General features: G+C 63.2%; 17 protein-coding genes and 1 pseudogene. 9 read left to right on the top strand and 9 right to left on the bottom strand.

All coding sequences use genetic code 11. The annotated features are described in order from the left end of the window. The first annotated feature begins 110 nt into the window (after nucleotides 1-110). From AUC70_RS13615 to fae, 3 genes are all read left to right on the top strand, one after another. Nucleotides 111-938 (top strand): ATP-grasp domain-containing protein, encoded by an 828-nt coding sequence (locus tag AUC70_RS13615; protein WP_206599391.1) that lies wholly within the window; start codon nucleotides 111-113, stop codon nucleotides 936-938. Further along, the gene (locus AUC70_RS13610; protein WP_244505634.1) at nucleotides 935-1,783 is read left to right on the top strand and encodes a triphosphoribosyl-dephospho-CoA synthase; all 849 of its coding nucleotides are present in this window, start codon (nucleotides 935-937) and stop codon (nucleotides 1,781-1,783) included. The genes AUC70_RS13615 and AUC70_RS13610 overlap by 4 nt, the downstream gene beginning before the upstream one ends. Before the next feature lie 212 nt (nucleotides 1,784-1,995). Further along, nucleotides 1,996-2,505: a formaldehyde-activating enzyme gene (gene fae / locus AUC70_RS13605; protein ID WP_069445338.1), complete on the top strand. Its 510-nt coding sequence runs from the start codon at nucleotides 1,996-1,998 to the stop codon at nucleotides 2,503-2,505. Between the two features lie 113 nt (nucleotides 2,506-2,618). On the opposite strand, the gene AUC70_RS13600 is transcribed toward fae, so the two are convergent. Then, a complete protein-coding gene (locus AUC70_RS13600) occupies nucleotides 2,619-3,395 on the bottom strand; it encodes a HisA/HisF-related TIM barrel protein (protein WP_069445337.1) in 777 nt (258 codons plus the stop codon). Between the two features lie 113 nt (nucleotides 3,396-3,508). On the opposite strand from AUC70_RS13600, the gene AUC70_RS13595 reads away from it, so the two are divergent. The 3 genes from AUC70_RS13595 to AUC70_RS13585 all read left to right on the top strand — a co-directional run bounded on the left by AUC70_RS13595 (nucleotide 3,509) and on the right by AUC70_RS13585 (nucleotide 6,338). Next, entirely contained in the window at nucleotides 3,509-4,525 is a 1,017-nt protein-coding gene (locus tag AUC70_RS13595; RefSeq protein ID WP_069445336.1) for a hydantoinase/oxoprolinase family protein, read from the top strand. 98 nt (nucleotides 4,526-4,623) lie between these two features. Further along, the gene (locus tag AUC70_RS13590) at nucleotides 4,624-5,757 is read left to right on the top strand and encodes an acyl-CoA desaturase (RefSeq protein ID WP_244505633.1); all 1,134 of its coding nucleotides are present in this window, start codon (nucleotides 4,624-4,626) and stop codon (nucleotides 5,755-5,757) included. A gap of 59 nt (nucleotides 5,758-5,816) precedes the next feature. After that, nucleotides 5,817-6,338 (top strand): DUF1697 domain-containing protein, encoded by a 522-nt coding sequence (locus tag AUC70_RS13585; RefSeq protein WP_069445335.1) that lies wholly within the window; start codon nucleotides 5,817-5,819, stop codon nucleotides 6,336-6,338. On the opposite strand, the pseudogene AUC70_RS13580 reads toward AUC70_RS13585, so the two are convergent. The 6 genes and pseudogenes from AUC70_RS13580 to AUC70_RS13555 all read right to left on the bottom strand — a co-directional run bounded on the left by AUC70_RS13580 (nucleotide 6,335) and on the right by AUC70_RS13555 (nucleotide 13,601). Next, a pseudogene (locus AUC70_RS13580) lies at nucleotides 6,335-6,909 on the bottom strand (DUF447 domain-containing protein). The gene AUC70_RS13585 and the pseudogene AUC70_RS13580 overlap by 4 nt on opposite strands. A 19-nt stretch (nucleotides 6,910-6,928) precedes the next feature. After that, nucleotides 6,929-8,329: a DUF6513 domain-containing protein gene (locus AUC70_RS13575; RefSeq protein ID WP_069445512.1), complete on the bottom strand. Its 1,401-nt coding sequence runs from the start codon at nucleotides 8,327-8,329 to the stop codon at nucleotides 6,929-6,931. An 11-nt stretch (nucleotides 8,330-8,340) separates the two neighbouring features. Next, nucleotides 8,341-9,003 carry an amino acid kinase family protein gene (locus AUC70_RS13570; RefSeq protein ID WP_069445334.1) on the bottom strand — a complete coding sequence of 221 codons (663 nt, stop codon included), beginning with the start codon at nucleotides 9,001-9,003 and terminating at the stop codon, nucleotides 8,341-8,343. Between the two features lie 2 nt (nucleotides 9,004-9,005). After that, nucleotides 9,006-10,196 (bottom strand): (5-formylfuran-3-yl)methyl phosphate synthase, encoded by a 1,191-nt coding sequence (locus tag AUC70_RS13565; protein WP_069445333.1) that lies wholly within the window; start codon nucleotides 10,194-10,196, stop codon nucleotides 9,006-9,008. Between the two features lie 53 nt (nucleotides 10,197-10,249). Continuing rightward, a complete protein-coding gene (locus AUC70_RS13560) occupies nucleotides 10,250-11,980 on the bottom strand; it encodes a tetratricopeptide repeat protein (protein ID WP_069445332.1) in 1,731 nt (576 codons plus the stop codon). A 133-nt stretch (nucleotides 11,981-12,113) separates the two neighbouring features. Beyond that, a complete protein-coding gene (locus tag AUC70_RS13555; RefSeq protein ID WP_193427322.1) occupies nucleotides 12,114-13,601 on the bottom strand; it encodes an NAD(P)H-hydrate dehydratase in 1,488 nt (495 codons plus the stop codon). Nucleotides 13,602-13,892: 291 nt separating this feature from the next. On the opposite strand from AUC70_RS13555, the gene AUC70_RS13550 reads away from it, so the two are divergent. Both AUC70_RS13550 and glnA read left to right on the top strand, forming a co-directional pair. Beyond that, nucleotides 13,893-14,231, top strand: a complete 339-nt coding sequence (locus tag AUC70_RS13550) for a P-II family nitrogen regulator (protein ID WP_045366679.1) — start codon at nucleotides 13,893-13,895, stop codon at nucleotides 14,229-14,231. Between the two features lie 113 nt (nucleotides 14,232-14,344). After that, a complete protein-coding gene (gene glnA, locus AUC70_RS13545; protein WP_069445331.1) occupies nucleotides 14,345-15,754 on the top strand; it encodes a type I glutamate--ammonia ligase in 1,410 nt (469 codons plus the stop codon). Nucleotides 15,755-15,942: 188 nt separating this feature from the next. On the opposite strand, the gene AUC70_RS13540 is transcribed toward glnA, so the two are convergent. Together AUC70_RS13540 and AUC70_RS13535 are read right to left on the bottom strand one after the other, a co-directional pair. Continuing rightward, entirely contained in the window at nucleotides 15,943-16,236 is a 294-nt protein-coding gene (locus AUC70_RS13540) for a hypothetical protein (protein ID WP_069445330.1), read from the bottom strand. Between the two features lie 101 nt (nucleotides 16,237-16,337). Then, nucleotides 16,338-16,892 carry a thioredoxin family protein gene (locus tag AUC70_RS13535; RefSeq protein ID WP_069445329.1) on the bottom strand — a complete coding sequence of 185 codons (555 nt, stop codon included), beginning with the start codon at nucleotides 16,890-16,892 and terminating at the stop codon, nucleotides 16,338-16,340. A gap of 139 nt (nucleotides 16,893-17,031) precedes the next feature. Between AUC70_RS13535 and phnD the strand changes: the two genes are divergently transcribed. After that, nucleotides 17,032-17,976 carry a phosphate/phosphite/phosphonate ABC transporter substrate-binding protein gene (gene phnD / locus AUC70_RS13530; RefSeq protein WP_425283612.1) on the top strand — a complete coding sequence of 315 codons (945 nt, stop codon included), beginning with the start codon at nucleotides 17,032-17,034 and terminating at the stop codon, nucleotides 17,974-17,976. Nucleotides 17,977-18,047: the final 71 nt, after the last annotated feature.

The following is an 18,047-nucleotide window of genomic DNA, read 5'->3' as shown; positions in this document are numbered from 1 at the left end:
GCGATGACTCACGAAATGCCCATAACACCGTCCATCGTCCTGTTCGGCGATGGACGGGACTGGCACGGCAAGAGCCTGCGGCGCGCTTCGAGCGGCGGGGCATCCGGCCCGTGATCGCGCCCCTCGCCCAGTGCGGCTTTTCCACCGAGACGGCCACGGGCCTGTCGATCCCCGGACTTGGAGATCATTGCCCGCGCGGCGCCTTCGTCCGTTTTATTCCGGGCGGCAGCTTCGAACAGGTGACGCTTTATCTCGGCCTGCTGCATGCCTTGCGAGAGCTCGGCGTCACGGTGTGGAACGATGCCCGCGCCATCGAACGCTGCGTCGACAAATCGACGACCACGTTTCTCGTGCAGAGGCCGGCCTGCCGACCCCGCGCACCTTTGCAGGCGTCGACCGCGCAACCGCGGAAGAACTCGTGTCGCGCCTGGCATCGGAAGGCCACAAGGCCGGTCGAGAAGCCGCTCTTCGGGGCGCAGGGCAAAGGCATCCGTTTGCTCGAAACGGCGGACGATCTGTCGCCTCCCGAGGCCGTCGATGGCGTCTACTATTTGCAGGAGTTCGTCCCGCCTGCCCAGGAACACCACCAGGATTGGCGCTTGTTCGTTTGCGGCGGGCGTGTTGTCGCCTCGATGATCCGGCACGGCGAGGACTGGATCACCAACATCAAGCTCGGCGCGCGCGCGGAACCCGCGATCGCCAGCCAGGAGCTTGCGGATCTCGCCGTGCGGGCCGCAGGCTGCGTCGGCGCCGACTACGCCGGCGTGATATCATCCAAGGACGCGATGGGACGCTTCCTCGTGTTGGAGGTCAACTCAATGCCGGCTTGGAACGGATTGCAGAGGGTCACAAGTCTCAGATTGTCCGACACTGTCGTCGATGCGTTTCTCGCCGCGGCCTTGCCCGAAAGCACTCGGAACGCCCGGGGTGAAGCGTGAGCGCTGCGCTGACCAGCGATGCCGTCGCGACTGCCTTCCATGACGCCTGCCTGGCGGAACTCGATGCCCTGAAGCCGGGAAACGTCCATCGCCATGCGGACGGCCATCGCATGGAAGTCGCAGACTTCGAGAAAAGCGCGGCGGCTGCCGCACCAGCCATTAGCGCCGCAGGGCTCAGCGTTGGAGAACGCATCGAAGCGGCGGTCGAGGCCACGCGCAGTGTCGTCAGCCACAACACCAATCTCGGCATCATTCTGCTCGCCGCCCCCCTCGCCCAGGCAGCACTCCTCTCAGGGGGCACGGGCCTGCGGCAGGCCCTGACCCTGGTCCTCACATCCTTGACTGTGGCGGATGCCAGAGCCGCCTATCGCGCGATACGGATGGCCGAGCCCGGCGGGCTTGGCACGGCTCCGGAGCACGACGTCGCTTCGGATCCGGACATAACGTTGCTCGACGCCATGCGTGCCGCCCAATCTCAGGACCGCATCGCCTGGAACTATGCGCACGACTTCGTCGACATTTTCGATCTCGGCCTCAAATGGCGCGCGGGCGGGTCGGAACGGTGGGGCGATGTCCCTTGGGTCACGACCTACGTGTATCTCGGGTTCCTCGCGCATATCCCCGACACGCTGATCGAGCGCAAATTCGGGACGCATACGGCCGGTGAGGTGCTGGACGAGGCCCGGCCCATCGAAGCAGGGCTCTCCCAGACGAACATGCCCCAGGAAATGGCCGCTCCCTTGGCCGCATTCGATGCCTCGCTCAAGGAGCGCGGCCTGAATCCTGGGACGTCGGCGGACCTTACGGTCGCAACCGTGTTCGCGGGCGCCCTAATCGGCGGGTAACTTCCCGTAAAGAAATCGGCCCAAATCGGTCTGAACGGCGAACAATCGGCTTGCATCCTTCAGGTCCGGCCTTATGTTCACCCTCGCGGAGCCCCAGGTGGGGCTGCGAACGCTGGAGCGCATCCTGTGCTCTTCCGTTGGTTCTGCCGGGTCTCCGGCGGCGCCTTTGTTTTTTGTTTTGATCACGTCTCACGTACTAGGGAGGGGGCCTCATGGCCAAAATCACTGGTGTATGCATCGGCGAGTCGCTCGTCGGCGATGGCAACGAAGTTGCCCATATCGATCTCATTCTCGGCCCGCGTGGCAGCGCCGCCGAGTCGGCCTTCTGCAACGCGCTGACGAACAACAAGGACGGCTTCACCACACTGCTCGCCGTTGTTGCTCCGAACCTGCTCTGCAAGCCGGCTACGATTCTCTACAACAAGGTCACCATCAAGGACGCCCGTCAGGCTGTTCAGATGTTTGGCCCCGCTCAGTACGCGGTTGCCAAGGCCGTTGCTGACTCCGTCGCCGAGGGTGTTATCCCGGCCGACGAGGCTGACGATCTTTATGTCTGCGTTGGCGTCTTCATCCACTGGGAAGCTGCGGACGACAAGAAGATCCAGGACTTCAACTATCAGGCGACCAAGGAAGCTATCGCCCGCGCCGTCGCTGGCGAGCCGAAGGCTTCGGAAGTCACCGCCAAGAAGGACTCTGCCGCTCACCCGTTCGCCGCTGGTTGAACAGGAGAAGCTGCGGATCGGGCGACCTCCGGTGGCGAAGATGAGCCGGGCCCGATACGTCGGTGGCTCAAGAAACTTGGTTTCTAATTCGCGGGGTTGACCGCTTGTCAGACTTAAGATCGCCGCCCTCCCCAGAGGGCGGCGATTTCTTTTTGTCCGATGGCGCCCGAGTGCAGCGCCGTCGCCACGAGGACGCCGTGCGCGCCGGCCTCCATGACCGTCGCCACATCGTCCTTGGTCGCGATACCGCCAGCCACGTAGACATGCCGGTCACCGGCGCTCGCGATGGCCTTGCCCAACAGATCGAGGTCGGGACCCGTCTCGGTCCCCACGCGGCCAAGGCTCATCAGAATGACTCGCTCGGGCCAGAGGTCCGGTTGGCTCATCAACTCTTTCGGGCCCCGCAGGCCCTGTTCGTCGAAGTCGAGGGACAGGACCAGATTGCGGCCGAAATTCCCGCACATAGCCTTCCAGTCCTCAAGGCTGCCGATGGTCTCGCTGCCGACGACAAGCGTCGCCCCGAGGGGCAGCCAAAATGCGCAATCGTCCAGGTTCGAGAAACCCGCATCGATCCAGAGGTCGGTCTCGGGAACCGCATCGGCGAGGGCCCGGACGAGCTCGAAGTTGTTGCCGCGCCCCAAAATCGAGTCGAGGTCGGCAATGTACAGAACGGGCGAGAAGGTGATACCGAGAAGCGCTCTGGCGATGGCCGGCGCGTCGTGCGGCGGCCCGAACGGGGTCGCAATCGGGCGGTAATCCGCGCGCTTTCCCGCATGCGCCTGTTTGCCCGCCCGCGCGTGCACCACACCACCGTCCTTCAGATCGAGCACCGGTACGACGGCGAACGAGACGGTGGGCTGATTTCCGGGAATTTCGGATGTCGGCGCCATGGTGAATGTGTCTTTCGAATCTCGTAGCTATCATGCCGCGTATCGGCGTCCGGGGAAATGACGTCGTAAGTACTGAGTTATTGGGAAATCACGTCTGAGGAAATGGGGTCTCAATGGCCATGTGTTTTGGGTGGGATTTGGGCGGCGTCAACGTGAAGCTGGCCCGCGTCGAGGACGGCCGGGTGGCGTCCGTGACGCAGATTCCCTGCCCTGCCCTCGCCGAGCCGCGTAAGTTCGATCTTGCCGTCGAGGAAGCCCTCGGCCTGATCGGCGAGAGCGATGCCAGCCACGCCGTCACCATGACCGGCGAGCTCTCCGACGTCTTCGCCAGCCGCTACGAGGGCGTCGCCTATCTCGTCGGCTTGATGCGCAAGTCGGTCGGCGATGGGGTCCGCTTCTACAGTCTCGACGGGTTTGTGGACGCGCATGGCGCCATTACCGGCTGGCAGAATGTCGCCTCGGCAAACTGGCATGCCGGCGCCGCCCTCGCCGCGACTGTCGAAGACAGCGGCCTCCTGGTCGATGTCGGCACGACGACCACGGATCTCATTCCATTCAAAGAAGGCCGCCCTTGCGCCGCCGGCCGCACCGACGGCGACCGCCTGACGGAAGGCGAACTCATCTATCGCGGTGTCGTCCGCACGCCGGTGATGGCGATCGCTTCCCAGGCCCCGTTCAAGGGCCGGATGCAAGGTCTCGCGGCCGAACGCTTCGCCACCATGGCCGACGTCTATCGCCTCACCGGCGAGTTGCCGGAGGACGCCGACCCCTTCCCGTCCGCCGACAACCGGGGCAAGGACTTGGAAGAGAGCGCCGCGCGCCTGGCCCGAATGCTGGGGCGCGATGCCGAGGATGCCGACATCGTGGCCTGGAGGGCTCTGGCCCATTTCCTGGGCCGGCGCCTCCTGGACCAGATCGAGGCCGACGCCCGTGCGGTGATCGAACGCGAGGAACTCGGCCCCGAAGCACCCGTCGTCGGGGCCGGATGCGGGCGGTTTTTGGCGGTCGCCCTCGCCGGCCGGCTGGGGCGCCCCTATCGGGATTTCGCCGACCTCACTCCTTGTGACGACGAGGCCCGAGAGATGGTCTCCCGTTGCGCACCGGCCGCCGCCGTGGCACAGCTTGCTTGAGGGCGCGACATTTCCCACATTGAGATAGCGCAAGGCTTTGATTCTCAAAGTCTCGGATACCATTTCGCGCTGTTAGTGAATTGAACCGCAAAGGATTTATGACGAATATGGCAAGTGAGACCCAGCCCGTCGACGTGCATGACGATATCGTCTACCCGTCGGCGATTCCCTTTTTATTGGTACATCTTGCCTGTTTCGGCGCCATTTGGTCGGGCGTGACCTGGGAGGCTGCCATCCTGGGCATCTCCCTGTATTGGATCCGCATCTTCGCCATCGGCGCAGGCTATCACCGCCTCTTCTCCCACCGGGCATATTCCACGAGCCGGGCGTTTCAGTTCGTTCTGGCCGTTCTGTGTCAAAGCACCGCACAGAAGAGCGTCCTGTGGTGGGCCGCCAAGCACCGGCACCACCATCTGCATTCGGACACCGAACTCGACACTCACTCCCCGCGTCAGCAAGGCTTCATCTACAGCCACCTCGGCTGGATCTTCGCAAGGCAGCATGACGACTTCGACGAGGAGAAGGTTGCCGACCTGATGCGCTATCCGGAGCTTCGCTGGCTCGACAAATATCCGCTCGTTCCGGCCGTCGCTTTGGCCGTGATCTGCTTCCTAATCGCCGGCTGGCCGGGGCTGTTCGTCGGGTTCTTCTGGAGCACGGTGGCCGTCTATCACGGCACGTTCTGCATCAACTCGCTGGCCCATGTGCACGGCAAGAAGCGCTATGTGACCGGCGACGACTCCCGCAACAACTGGCTCCTGGCCATCTTCACCATGGGCGAAGGCTGGCACAACAATCACCACGCGTTCCAGAGCAGCGTGCGGCAGGGCTTCCGCTGGTACGAATGGGATCCGACCTATTACATCCTCAAGGCGCTGTCCTGGGTCGGTCTCGTCTGGGATCTGCGCATGCCGCCGAAGAAGGTCGTGCGGAACGAGCATGGATTGGGCGTCGGCGTCATCAACCGCGCGGCCGAGCAGCTTGCCGGTCACTTCAATTCCGCCCGCATTGCGAGCACCCTCTCGAACACATTGAACGGCGTCGAACTCGACGCCGTACGTGACGCCCTGGCGCGTGCGCAGGATCGCACCCACGACGCCTTGGCGAATATTCACGTCCCGCAGTTGCCGACGCGGGAGGAGCTCATGGCCAAGGCCAACAATATCTTCGCGCGCACGCAGTCGCTCGAAGAGATCGTCGATCGCGCTATCACCTGTTGCTGTCGTCGGTGAATTCGTACCTCACCGAACCGGCCAAGGCGCGCGCCTAAAGCTCAGAGAGGGCGGCGACAATGACAGCGTTCGCCGCCCTGCTCCGCGCCGTCAATGTCGGCGGCACCGGCAAGTTGCCGATGCGCGATCTCGTGACGATGTGTGAACGCGCAGGTTTATCCTCCCCACGCACCTATATCGCCTCCGGCAATGTCGTCTTTTCGAGCGATGCCAAGGAGGCCGACGTGAAGGCCAAGCTCGAAGAGGCACTTCAGGCCTATGCGGACAAGCCCGTCGCCGTTCTGGTGCGAACCGTGGACGAGCTATCCGCGATCTTGGCGGACAACCCCTTCCCCGGTGCATCGTCAAACAAGGTCATGGTCCTCTTCCTCGATGATGCACCCAATGCGCGGGACATAGACGCTGTGTCCGGCCAGAAGAACGAGGCCCTGCACCTCGGGAAGCGCGAGATCTACATCCACTACCCCGACGGTATGGGACGCTCGAAACTCAAGGTACCCGCCGCCGCTCACGGCACGGCGCGCAACATGAACACCGTTGCGAAACTCACTTCGATGGCCGCCGAGGTCGAGGCGACCTAGTCGCCCGTTTCAGTGTGCTTGTAGAAGTCCTCGATCTTCTCGACGAGGATGCGCCAGGCTTCGTGCTCGCGGGGCCCTGCCGTCTTCTCGACGGCGATCTGGTGATAGGCCAGTTCGGTCTCGATCTTTTCCCGCGGCAGCATTTTGAGACGGGTGGCCAAGATAGCCGTTTCGATCACCGCGGCTTGCGCCCGGTTGAAGCCCTTGAACGGCTCGTGATTGCCTTCGTACACAATCCGGCAATGGAAGCGCGGGCGCAGGTCGTCCTCCTCCACGTGCTCCACCGCGAGCTCGAGATGAGCCAGCGCGTTTTCCAGGAATGCCCCCGGAATGTGCCTGGCGGGCCGTGTCGGCCAGTCCTTGTTGCCGGTGAGGCAGCCGGCAAAGACCAAGACATCGTCGGTGAAGCTCGCGACGGCGAAGGGGGTTGCCCTCAGATTGTCGAGGGTCGTGGAGGGCCGGAACGGTGCAATGACCCACCCTTCCCCGTCTCGATGATTCCGAGCGGCGCGATGTGGAGTTTCCCCTCGTCGCTCAGCGTGGTGACGATACATTCGCGAATCATGGGCATGCCGGCACCTCGAGCGACATCACGACTCCTCCCGTTTCTTCTTCATGGCCAGCGTATGGCCCGCCTCTTTGAGGCGCGTTCTGTCATCACTCGGCTTGTCCGCGGCCACGCCCCAATCGAGCGGCTCGTCTTGGGCATAGCGCTTGCCGAGACGCCAGGCGATCTCCGCCTTGGCCAGCTCGGCTGCCAAATAGAAGGCGTGCCCCGCGTCGCCCTCAAGGTCAAGTTTGGGAAAGAACTCGAAGATGTCCTCGGCCACGTGGTGACCATCGCGGTTGTAGATGTGCACGCCATCCTCGGCGACCTCGATGCGGAAGTTCCTGTCCCGCACGGCGGCCGCGTTCTCGGCGATCTCCTCCGGTGTTAGCGGAAACGGCCGCTTCGCGTGCAGGCCCAGCAGCTCGTCCGTGTAGCCCTTCGGCAACTCGCCGTCGGCGCGCGAGGCGAACATCAAGCGCCGCGCCGCGTCGTGCTCCTCATAGGTCCGACGCGTATGGGGGCTCACCTGCACCACGAGCACGTTCTTGATGTTCAGCTCCGAAGCAATGCCGATCAGCGTCGCGGTGATCCCCGTGGTGTCGGCCTCGGTGAGTTCGGTGAGATTGCCGGTGCCTAGCAGGATGTCCACATCGGGCCGCTCACGCCGCAATTGCGCATAGCGCCCCAGCGAGGTCATGAAGCCGAAATTGATGGGGTCGAGCACCGGATCGGCGAGATAAGGCAGCCCCTTCTCATCCAGAACCGCCATGGCACGATAGAGAGAGTCCATATCCCCATGAGTTGCGGGGATCAGGACGGGGACTGATGAGACCTCGTCGGCGATGTACAGCCGCGTCTCGTCGAGACTGAGCAGGTAGTCGGCCCCTGCTTGTCCGCCACGCAGGAGCTCGTCGGGATCGGCCGAGTCCACGCTGACCTTGTAGCCATATTTCTTGAGCGCCTTCACCGTGTCTTCGAGATGCGGGAACGGCGTATCCGGCAGACAGCCGAGATCGATCACGTCCGCGCCGCGATAACTGTAGTCCTCTGCACGAGCGAGGATGTCCTCGACGCTCATTTCCGTGGCATCGATGATCTCGGCGAAGATGTTGATGTCGTATTTCGACATGTCGGAGGCCCGGCGCGCCCGGCCGAAAAAGACCGGGATGTCCTTCACCTCGTCTGGCCCGCGCTCGACAGGTACGCCGTAATGAGCGGAGAGCTTTTCCAGGTCGCCCCGGCAGCGGCCCGGCAACAAAATCTTGTCGGCGCCCCGCGCATCTTCCAGACGCCGCATGATGATGTCTTCGGTCATGAGCGCGGCGACCTTGACGCCGATATCCTCGACGCGCCACTCGAACTCGGCATCCATGCCTTCGAGAACCGCTTTCAAGCGCGGTTTCGCGAGATGCCCGGTCACAAACAGGATCTTTTCGGCCATGCCTGGCTCGCTCACGCGGTGACCGGATTTGGCGCCGGGCTCTCGCCTGCAAGATAGGCGGCGAGACCTCCCTCGTCGCCTTGTCCGAACATCGCAGCGGAGACGCCGGTCTCGCGAAGCATGGCCGGAAAGGCCTCGTCGACAACGCCGTCATGGCGGAGCGCATCTGCACTAAGCGGCCGACGCGCAATCGGAGCCGACTTCACGACACAGCACGAGGCAGCGCCGAGTTTTCCCGCGAGCCACAGCGCAAGGCTATCGGAGGTCAACCGCCAGGTGGCTTCGACATCCGTCCGATCCGCGAGAAAGGCCGACGGCGCCCAAACGGCAACCAGCCCGCGCTCATGGATGCTGCGGAGATCTTCGATCGTCGTGCCGACCTCGTAGCCCGGTGTCATGCCGGCGATCGCCCAGGCAAGCTGATCCATGGCCAACAGCGCCATGCGGTGGGCTGTGGAATCCCCAAATCCCAATTGGCGCTGGCAATGCCGGACTTCGTCGGCCAGGGCGCCCCCGCCAGGAACGAGAACAATTGGACGCTGCGCATCCGAGATGACATCGAGCCAGCCAGCGAGCGTGCCGCCACGCACGATGCTGCCGCCTAGCTTCACCACAGCCAGCGGCAAATCGGTCGGCTGAAGAGCCGTCGCGGAGGCCTGCAATGCTGCGCGCATGTCTAGGTCTCCTGCTTGCTCCGGACGATCTGAACGCCCACCGCGCCCGGGTCCTTGTCGAGTTTCTCGATCATCACTTCCACACGCTCCGCACGCGGATGAGAGATGCAATGCTGGGCGACGTCCTCGGCGAGAGTCTCGACGAGATTGATGTGACCGCCAGAGATGATCGCCTTGATGCCGTTGATGACGTAGTCGTAGTCCAGGGTCCGGTCGATATCGTCGTCGAGAGTCGTGGGATCCGACGCGATGTCGATGTCGACCGAAAAGCGGACGCGCTGGGTGACACCCTTCTCATTGTGGTGGACGCCGATTTCCACTTCGAGCACGTAGTCGTGCACGAAAATACGGTCAAGGGCTCGCCGGTGGCGCTCGCCGTGCTCACATGTCCCAATCTTCGTTCCATTCTGCGCTCCGGTCTCCTCCTCGCCGCCGCCCAGCTCTCCCGGCCGGGCTGAGCTGATGCTGCACACCGCGGAGGTTGGGCGCGCCTCGAAACGGGCTTCCGGGGCCGTGCGCCCGGCAGCCACGAGCCGGCCGATCTCGGCGCAAGCTTTGGGATCGAGGTTGAAACCGCGCGCACCCTGCTCGCACAGAGCCCCTCGAAAGCCGATGACGTCAGGCCGTAGCGCAAGCAGCGGCAGTACATGGTGGGCCCGCAGCGAGCCGGCGAGACCCACCTGCAATTCCGCTTGGCGCGCCCGGTCCACGAAGCGCCCGATCTCGTCCAACGTCATATGATCGGTCAGCGATCCGCGTCCCTTTCCGGCCGTGTCCAGCATCACCCCGCACGCGCCGCTCGCCTTGGCTGCTTCGGTCGGGTCAACGTCGGACGGCACATCGGCGAAGAAAACCAGGACCAAATCCGCTGGCGCGCTGAGGCTCCGCAGCGCATCGAAACAGCCCCATGGATCGCCCTCCGCCGCAATCCCGAGTTTGACCGTATCCACGCCAAGCTCGGCGGTTGCTGCCACGGCCTCCGCGACGGCTGCCGGGTTCATTGGCAGATCGCCCACGGTCGCGCTGACAGGCTTGCGGCCGCCGATCGTTCTCAGGCAGTCGCGGATCACGCTTGGCGCGACGGCGCCAAGCGCCCCTTCATCGGGCTCCTTGAGGTCTACGATATCGGCACCCGCGGCGAGGACGCGTTCGGCCTCCGCCGCGTTCCGGACGCTGGCAAGAAAGTGAGTCATCCTTGACGTGTTATCCCGGAAAGCGCCGCTCTGCCAGCACGTATGCCGGCCCATTAACGGAACAACCAGTCGAGCGGGCTCCCGCCTTGCCCACCTCTGTGGCGCGCCACGCTGGCGAGGCTGCTGACGCTGGGGTTGCTGTTGTGCGAACCCAAAGAAGCCACGCCGTCGTCGCGCCGGCGCCGGGCCACCGGCGCGCTCCGGGTCCGTTCCGGCCGCAACGCCACTTCGCTGACATTCCCGTCCGGGTCCGTGACCGAAAGCGAGGCCGTCTGCCATGTCCAAGTCGCCGCTTTGTCGCCCCATCGCTCGGGCTCGATCGCCAGGACCTCCTGCTTCCTTGTGTCGATGACGGCGACATACTCGAAGCTGCCATCGCCGGTCGGTGTCCCCGCGTCGTATCGCAGAAGCCCTACGTTCGACTGGGCGCCCTTGAGTTTGTCCCAAGCCAGAAGCTTCGGCTTTCCTGCACCGAACATCTCCATGGGTACGGTAACGCCGCGATAGTCGGCGTTCGTCGCCACGTAACGCCCCGGAGACTTCTCGGTGATGATCCAGCCGGCGACGGGCTCGCCCAAGGCCTTCCTGGTGTCGGGGGGAACCGGCGCCTTAAGCCGTTCCAGAGCGGCCCGCGCCTCATCGTCGAATGGATCCAACGACGCTGCCTTCTGATAGTCGGCGACCGCATTCTCGGTTCGGTTCTGCTCGCGGAAGATGTCGCCTCTTATGCGAAGCGCCTGCGGGTCGTTCGGCTCCAGGATGAGTGCGATGTTGACGTCGATGTACCCTTCGTCCGGCTTCCGGTCATAGAGCTTGGTCTCGCCGCGCAAAGCATAGGCCTTGGCGTTCTTCGGCTCCAATTCGAGGACTTTCGTGAAGTCCCCGATGGCCGCATCGTAGCGCTTGTTCTTGGCGAGTAGCTCGCCGCGCTCCATGAAGGCATCGACCTTTTCCGGCTCGAGGTCGAGAACGCGATCGAAATCGGCAATGCCCTCCCGGAAGCTGTTCTGCGCCGCGTACGCGCGCGCCCTCAGCATGAAGAGCTTGGCCTTGTCTTGCTCGGGCTCGAGATCGAGAGCCTCCGTCGCATCCTCGGCGGCGGCGGCATAATTACCCAGCTCGAAATTGACCGCCGCACGATTGCGGTAAGCCGCCGCCAGCTTGGGATCAATCTTGATCGAACGGTCGAGGTCGCGCAGCGCGGCGTGGTACCGGTCCCGCTCCATGTGAGCGCGTCCCCGGCCGTTATAGGGCGCTGCGGTTCTCGATAGCAGCGCCGTGGCCTTGCGGAAGGACTGAAAGGCCGCGTCGTAGTTCTGCAGCGCGGCGTAGGCATTGCCGCGATTGTTGAAGGCCGCTCCGTAATTGGGATCCAGCACGATCGCGCGGTCGAAATCCTTGATGGCCTCTTCCGGATGACCGAGGTCCATCAACGCATTGCCTCGGTTGTTGTAGACAATGGCGTTGTCGGGCGCGAGCTGGATGGATTCGTTGAAATCGTCGATCGCTTCTTTCGTCTGCTTCATGCGCCATTTGGCGACACCGCGATCGCTATAGATGCTGGCCAGGACGAACTTGGACACGTCCGGCGTGCCGACGGCCTCGTCGTAAAGCGTCACCGCCCGGTCGTACTGTCCACGGAGCATGGCAGCCGCGCCTTCCCGCGCGCGCAGCAGGACCTGATCGGCAGCAACGGCCGTGCCGGCCGAAGCCGCGGCCAAGGCGGCGCCGAGGAGAAGTGTCTTTGTGCGTAGACGGCTCTTTGTGGGGCGGTTGCGGCCCATGATCGTGAGCGATCCTTCGCTAGAGCGGTTCGGTGAACCCCGACGGCACAACGCGATGCGGTGCCTTGTCTAGATGTCCCTCATAACCGCCGAGTGTGTCAACAAACGGTCGCGAAAACCGCGCCTCGGGGCCTCAACCGTCGCTTCCATATTCCTCAAGCTCCTCAAGGACTTCGGGGATCAGCTCGGGCAGATCCTCCGCGATCAGGCCTGGCCCGAAGAGTTTCGCCGCCTGCCCATGCATCCAAACAGCGATACACCCCGCGTCGAAGCCACCAAGGCCCTGCGCCAGCATGGCGAGCACCATCCCGGCCATCGCATCGCCCGAGCCTGCCGTGGCGAGCCACGGCGTGCCGTTGGTGTCGATGGCGGCGCGGCCATCGGGCGCCGCGATCACGGTGTCGGGTCCTTTCAAGACGACGGTGGCACCGGAGCGCGACGCGGCGGTCCGTGTCCGGTCGACCTTCGAGGCTCCCGGCACATCGCCGAAGAGCCGCGCGAACTCGCCCGCATGGGGCGTCATGACGACCGGCGCTTTTCGCGCTCGAATGGCGTCGAATAGCTCTTCAGGGTTCTCTGCGAAGGACGTGAGCGCGTCGGCATCGAGCACGACAGCCGGTTCGGCCTGCAAGGCCGTCAACACCATCTGCCGCGTGTCCTCGTCCACACCGTGGCCGGGACCGATCAGAAAGGCGTTCTTGCGGGTGTCGGCCAGGAGCGCCGCGAGTCCCTGGGGACCGTCCGCCTCCCGAAGCATTACCGCGGTCAGTTGTGCCGCGTTCACGGCCAGGGCGTTGCGGGGCGACGCGACCGTCACAAGCCCTGCCCCCGCCCGCAGGGCGCTGCGCGCAGCTAGTCGTGCCGCCCCTGTCGCATCGGCCGGCCCCGAAGCCACGACTGCGTGGCCCCGCAGATATTTGTGGCCCAGGACCGTCGGCCACGGATAGCGATCGAGCCATAAGCCCGGCTCGTTGGCGTAAAGCGCCGGCTTCACCGTCTCGAGCACCTCGTCGGGGATGCCGATATCGGCAAGGTGGAGCTCGCCGCAATGCAGATGACCTGGCATCAGGAAATGCCCAGGCTTGAATCGGAAGAAGGTGACCGAGCTCAAAGCACGTATGGCCGTCCCCAGGATCAAGCCGGTGGAGCCGTCAACGCCGCTCGGAACGTCGATGGCGATGATCGGGATCCCACTTGCATTCGCCGCATCGATGAGGACGGCAAACTTGCCTTCGATGGGACGTGCGAGGCCCGCGCCGAACAAGCCATCGACGATGACATCCGCGCCGTCGAACAGCACAGGCTCGAGAGGGTGAACGGCGCCCGTGTAGCGCGCCGCCATGGCGGCTGCGTCTGCCGGCAGCTTGCTCGGATCGCCATCGAAGCCGAGGCGAACGAAATAGCCGCGCTCCAAAAGCTGGCGCGCCGCGACAAAGCCATCACCGCCGTTGTTGCCGGGTCCGCAAAGTATCGCGACCGTCGTGGCGTCGGGAAACCGTAGCGAGACCTCATCGGCGACACTTCGCCCCGCATTCTCCATGAGGACAGCGCCGGCAACCCCGCCTTCTATAGCGAGTTTGTCCGCATGGCCCATTTCTTTCGCGGTTAAGAGTTCCAGCATCGTCCTGCCTAAGGGATGAGAGCTTCGAAACACCAAGTCGGTGGCTGGTGAAGTCTTGGGGACCGTTGCATCTGCCTAGTTTTTATGCGTACTGCCTATTGCGTCGCCACCAACTCCGACCGCTTCGCCTCCACATTTTGCGTAAATCCTCTAAGATAATGATTCTACGTGTAAATCGTCCGCCCATTAGATTGGCATAGGGTGTGCTAAGGCTTGGTCCTGACTACGATTGCATAGCGGCGCACTACGCGGCGAGGCGCTGCAACTTTAGACTGGGAGGTATTACGGAGAATGAAAAAGATCGAAGCGATCATCAAGCCGTTCAAGCTTGATGAAGTGAAGGAGGCTCTTCAAGAGATCGGTCTTCAGGGCATTACCGTCACTGAAGCAAAGGGCTTCGGCCGCCAGAAGGGCCACACCGAACTCTATCGCGGCGCCGAATACGTGGTGGATTTCCTGCCAAAAGTGAAACTCGAGCTCGTGCTAGTGGACAACATGGTCGACAAGGCTGTCGACGCCATCGTGTCGTCGGCAAAGACCGGCCGCATCGGCGATGGAAAGATCTTTGTCTCCCAGGTCGAGGAGGCCGTGCGCATCCGCACCGGCGAGACTGGGGACGATGCCATCTAGTCGCAATTAGACTGGCCCATCCGCCCCATTTCACTCATAACTTTCACATAACTGGAGCAACCTATCGCCGCCTCGGTACAGTGTGAGGGTGTAATCTGTGGAAGGGAGAGAAAATGGCAGACGCAAGTAGCACCGCCAAAAAGATCAAGGACGAAGAGATTAAATTCGTCGACCTACGCTTCACCGATCCCAGGGGGAAGATGCAGCACGTCACAATGGATGCGGGCCTCATGGACGAGGAAGCGTTCGCTGAAGGCGTGATGTTCGACGGCTCCTCGATTGCCGGGTGGAAGGCGATCAACGAGTCGGACATGAAGCTGATGCCGGACTGCAATTCGGCAGTCATCGATCCCTTCTTCGCGCAGAGCACGCTCGCCGTCTTCTGTGACGTTCTCGAGCCGCTGACCAACGAGCCCTACGAGCGCGATCCGCGCGGCATCGCCGGCAAGGCCCAGGCGTACATGCAGCAGACCGGCGTGGGCGACACGGCGGTGTTCGGCCCCGAGGCCGAGTTCTTCGTGTTCGACGACGTGCGCTTCTCGGCCGAGCCGTACAATTGCGGTTTCCGGGTCGACTCGACGGAACTGCCGACAAATTCCGGCACGGAATACGAGATGGGTAATCTCGGCCACCGTCCGCGCATGAAGGGCGGCTATTTCCCGGTGCCGCCGGTCGACTCCGCACAGGATCTGCGTTCGGAGATGCTTTCCGTCATGGCGGAGATGGGTGTCGTCACCGAGAAGCACCACCACGAGGTGGGCGCGGCCCAGCACGAACTCGGCATCAAGTTCGGCCCCATCATCCAGACCGGCGATGCCATGCAGATCTACAAATACGTGATCCACAACGTGGCCCACGTCTACGGCAAGACCGCCACCTTCATGCCGAAGCCGGTCTTCGGCGATAACGGCTCGGGCATGCATGTGCACCAGTCGATCTGGAAGGACGGCGGCCCGACCTTCGCGGGCGACAAATACGCCGATCTGTCGGACACGGCCCTGCACTACATCGCGGGCATCCTGAAGCACGCGAAGGCGCTGAACGCCTATACCAACCCCAGCACCAACTCCTACAAGCGGCTGGTCCCGGGCTATGAGGCGCCGGTGCTCCTGGCCTACTCCTCGCGCAACCGCTCCGCATCGTGCCGCATTCCGCTCGGCACGGGTCCGAAGTCCAAGCGCATCGAGGTCCGTTTCCCCGATCCGACCGCCAACCCCTACCTTGCCTTCTCGGCCATGCTGATGGCTGGCCTCGACGGCATCGAGAACAAGCTCGACCCGGGCTCGGCAATCGACAAGAACCTCTACGATCTTCCGCCGGAAGAGCTCGAGAAGGTTCCGACCGTAAGCGGCTCGCTGCGCGAAGCGTGCGAGTCGTTGGATGCGGACCGCGCCTTCCTCAAGAAGGGCAACGTGTTCACCGACGATGCGATCGATGCGTATCTCGAGCTGAAGATGGAAGAGGTGGAGCGCTTCGAGATGATGCCCCACCCGGTCGAGTACGACATGTACTACAGCGTCTAGCCGCAGCCCGGCACAAGACGCTCCAAACGAAATCGGGGGCGGCCGCGAAATGCGGACGCCCCCTTCTCTTCGCCCGGCCTTGTGGAACCTCTGGCCTTTTTCTTCCGCATTCCCCCGTCGGATGCGAAAACCATTCGGTTCCTACCAGGCTCCCCCAAACTGATTCATGCCATTCCGCGTTCGAGCGCCTACGCCAGTGCGTAAGCCGCCAGAACCAGAAGTGCCGACCCCGCGATCAGCCACGTCTTGTTTTCGCCGGCCCAAGCTTCAATCGCCGGCGGCACGCTGACAGTGGCCTCGCGGCAAATCGAATAAACCGCTGCCCCCACAACCATGACGAGGACCCACACGGGCACGTTGGCGCCGAGCCCACTATGCCCCGCGTCGACAAGCATCACGTCCGCGTCTGCAGCGCCAAAATTAATGGCGCCAAACAGTGTGGCGGCGGCTGCCCCGGCAATTGCTGCGTAACGCATCAGCATGGCGCTCGAGATCCTCTAAATTCGAGACGAATTTTAGGGACCCGCAAGTAAAGAAACGGGAAAGCGATACGCTTAAGTGCTGGTTAATCGCGACGGCGGCCTCAGGCCGCTTTCCACTTGATCGAGCACCCAATTGAGGCGGTCTGATCCTCCGGTCCGCGGCCGGTTTCCGCGATCTTTTTCATGGCGTCGAACATCTCCCGCCTGACGTCGGGGCCCGCAGGATCGCGGCCGCTTGCATCCAATCTGCCGCGATACTGCAATTCGAGATCGGCGTTGAAGCCGAAAAAGTCGGGCGTGCACATCGCGTCATAGGCATGCGCGACCTCTTGGCTCTCGTCGTGGAGATAGGGGAAGGTGAACCCATGCTGGGCGGCGAAGCGCTTCATGTTGTCGTATGAATCGTCGGGATGGGTCGTCGCGTCGTTCGAACAGATCGCCACCGTGTTCACGCCGAGCGCTTCGAGGTCGCGCGCGTCGCGCACGATGCGGTCGATCACGGCGATGACGTAGGGACAGTGATTGCAGATGAAGGCGACGAGCGTTCCCTTCGACCCCTTCAGCTGGTCGAGCGTATAGGTTTTGCCGTCGATGCCGACCAGGGAGAAACCAGGGGCCTTCCAACCAAAATCACAGACAGGGGGGCGTTCGGCCACGGCTCTCTCCTCTTCGCAAATTTGTCACGACGGCCCATTAGCGTCAGCCATCGCGTGTGTCTATAAGTCCCGCTGCCGCGCCAAACCATCGAGCGCGCGGGGATCTGCGGACGGAAACCGAAGGACGGCTCCCATGAAGATGCGAATTCTCGTTTCGCTGATCCTTACGGCGGTTTTGTGCCTGCCGGCCAGTGCGGCTTTCCAGCTCGACAGCCGTTATCAGGACACCGACGGCGACCTGATCGCCGACATCCCGGCCGAGCCCGCGGACCAGGTCGATCCGTCGACGCTGATTTTCGCCTATACGCCGGTGGAGGATCCGGCTGTCTACGTGGACATGTGGAAGGAGTTCCTCGATCATTTGTCCGAGGTCACCGGCAAGCCCGTGCAGTTCTTTCCGGTGCAGTCCAACGCGGCGCAGATCGAAGCCATGCGGGCCGGGCGTCTGCACATTGCGGGCGTCAACACCGGCTCCAATCCGCTTGCGGTGGCCTGTGCGGGGTTTCGCCCCTTCACCATGATGGCGAGCGACGACGGCACTTTCGGATATGAGATGGAGATCATCACCTATCCGGGTTCGGGCATCGAGAAACCCGAGGACCTGAAAGGACGCGTGCTCGCCTTCACCGCCGAGACGTCCAACTCCGGCTTCAAGGCGCCGTCCGCGCTGCTGAAATCCGAATTCGGCCTGGAGCGCGACGAGGACTTCACCCCCCGCTTCTCCGGCGCGCACGACAACTCGATCTTGGGCGTGGCCCATAAGGACTACGACGCGGCCGCGGTGGCGAACTCGGTCAAAGCCCGGATGATCGACCGCGGCCTCGTCACGGAAGACCAGCTCAAGACCATCTACACCTCGCAGACCTTCCCCACGACCGGTTTCGGCGTGGCCTACAACCTCACGCCGGAGCTTCAGGAGAAGATCAAAGAAGCCTTCTTCTCCTTCGATTGGAAAGGCACCAAGCTGCTGGAAGAGTTCTCCAAATCCGGAGACACCAAGTTCATCCCGATCACATTCAAGGACGACTGGGCCGTCATTCGCCAGATCGACGACGCCAACGGCGTCACCTATACCTGCAACTAGTTTTGGCCGTCACGGCAGGGCGTAGGTGCGTCTTTGCGCGGCTCCCGCCTTTCTCATACGATGCCCGCCAC

It is taken from the genome of Methyloceanibacter stevinii (assembly GCF_001723355.1).
In the GTDB taxonomy this organism is placed as follows: Bacteria; Pseudomonadota; Alphaproteobacteria; order Rhizobiales; family Methyloligellaceae; genus Methyloceanibacter; species Methyloceanibacter stevinii.
This window is presented reverse-complemented; position numbering and strand designations above follow the sequence as displayed.

Excerpts from the sequence above, each read along its gene's own strand:
- fae (WP_069445338.1), top strand. The coding sequence starts at position 1,996 with ATGGCCAAAATCACTGGTGTATGCATCGGCGAGTCGCTCGTCGGCGAT.
- AUC70_RS13600 (WP_069445337.1), bottom strand. The coding sequence starts at position 3,395 with ATGGCGCCGACATCCGAAATTCCCGGAAATCAGCCCACCGTCTCGTTC.
- AUC70_RS13595 (WP_069445336.1), top strand. The coding sequence starts at position 3,509 with ATGGCCATGTGTTTTGGGTGGGATTTGGGCGGCGTCAACGTGAAGCTG.
- AUC70_RS13590 (WP_244505633.1), top strand. The coding sequence starts at position 4,624 with ATGACGAATATGGCAAGTGAGACCCAGCCCGTCGACGTGCATGACGAT.
- AUC70_RS13585 (WP_069445335.1), top strand. The coding sequence starts at position 5,817 with ATGACAGCGTTCGCCGCCCTGCTCCGCGCCGTCAATGTCGGCGGCACC.
- AUC70_RS13575 (WP_069445512.1), bottom strand. The coding sequence starts at position 8,329 with ATGGCCGAAAAGATCCTGTTTGTGACCGGGCATCTCGCGAAACCGCGC.
- AUC70_RS13570 (WP_069445334.1), bottom strand. The coding sequence starts at position 9,003 with ATGCGCGCAGCATTGCAGGCCTCCGCGACGGCTCTTCAGCCGACCGAT.
- AUC70_RS13565 (WP_069445333.1), bottom strand. The coding sequence starts at position 10,196 with ATGACTCACTTTCTTGCCAGCGTCCGGAACGCGGCGGAGGCCGAACGC.
- AUC70_RS13560 (WP_069445332.1), bottom strand. The coding sequence starts at position 11,980 with ATGGGCCGCAACCGCCCCACAAAGAGCCGTCTACGCACAAAGACACTT.
- AUC70_RS13555 (WP_193427322.1), bottom strand. The coding sequence starts at position 13,601 with ATGCTGGAACTCTTAACCGCGAAAGAAATGGGCCATGCGGACAAACTC.
- AUC70_RS13550 (WP_045366679.1), top strand. The coding sequence starts at position 13,893 with ATGAAAAAGATCGAAGCGATCATCAAGCCGTTCAAGCTTGATGAAGTG.
- glnA (WP_069445331.1), top strand. The coding sequence starts at position 14,345 with ATGGCAGACGCAAGTAGCACCGCCAAAAAGATCAAGGACGAAGAGATT.
- AUC70_RS13540 (WP_069445330.1), bottom strand. The coding sequence starts at position 16,236 with ATGCTGATGCGTTACGCAGCAATTGCCGGGGCAGCCGCCGCCACACTG.
- phnD (WP_425283612.1), top strand. The coding sequence starts at position 17,032 with ATGCGAATTCTCGTTTCGCTGATCCTTACGGCGGTTTTGTGCCTGCCG.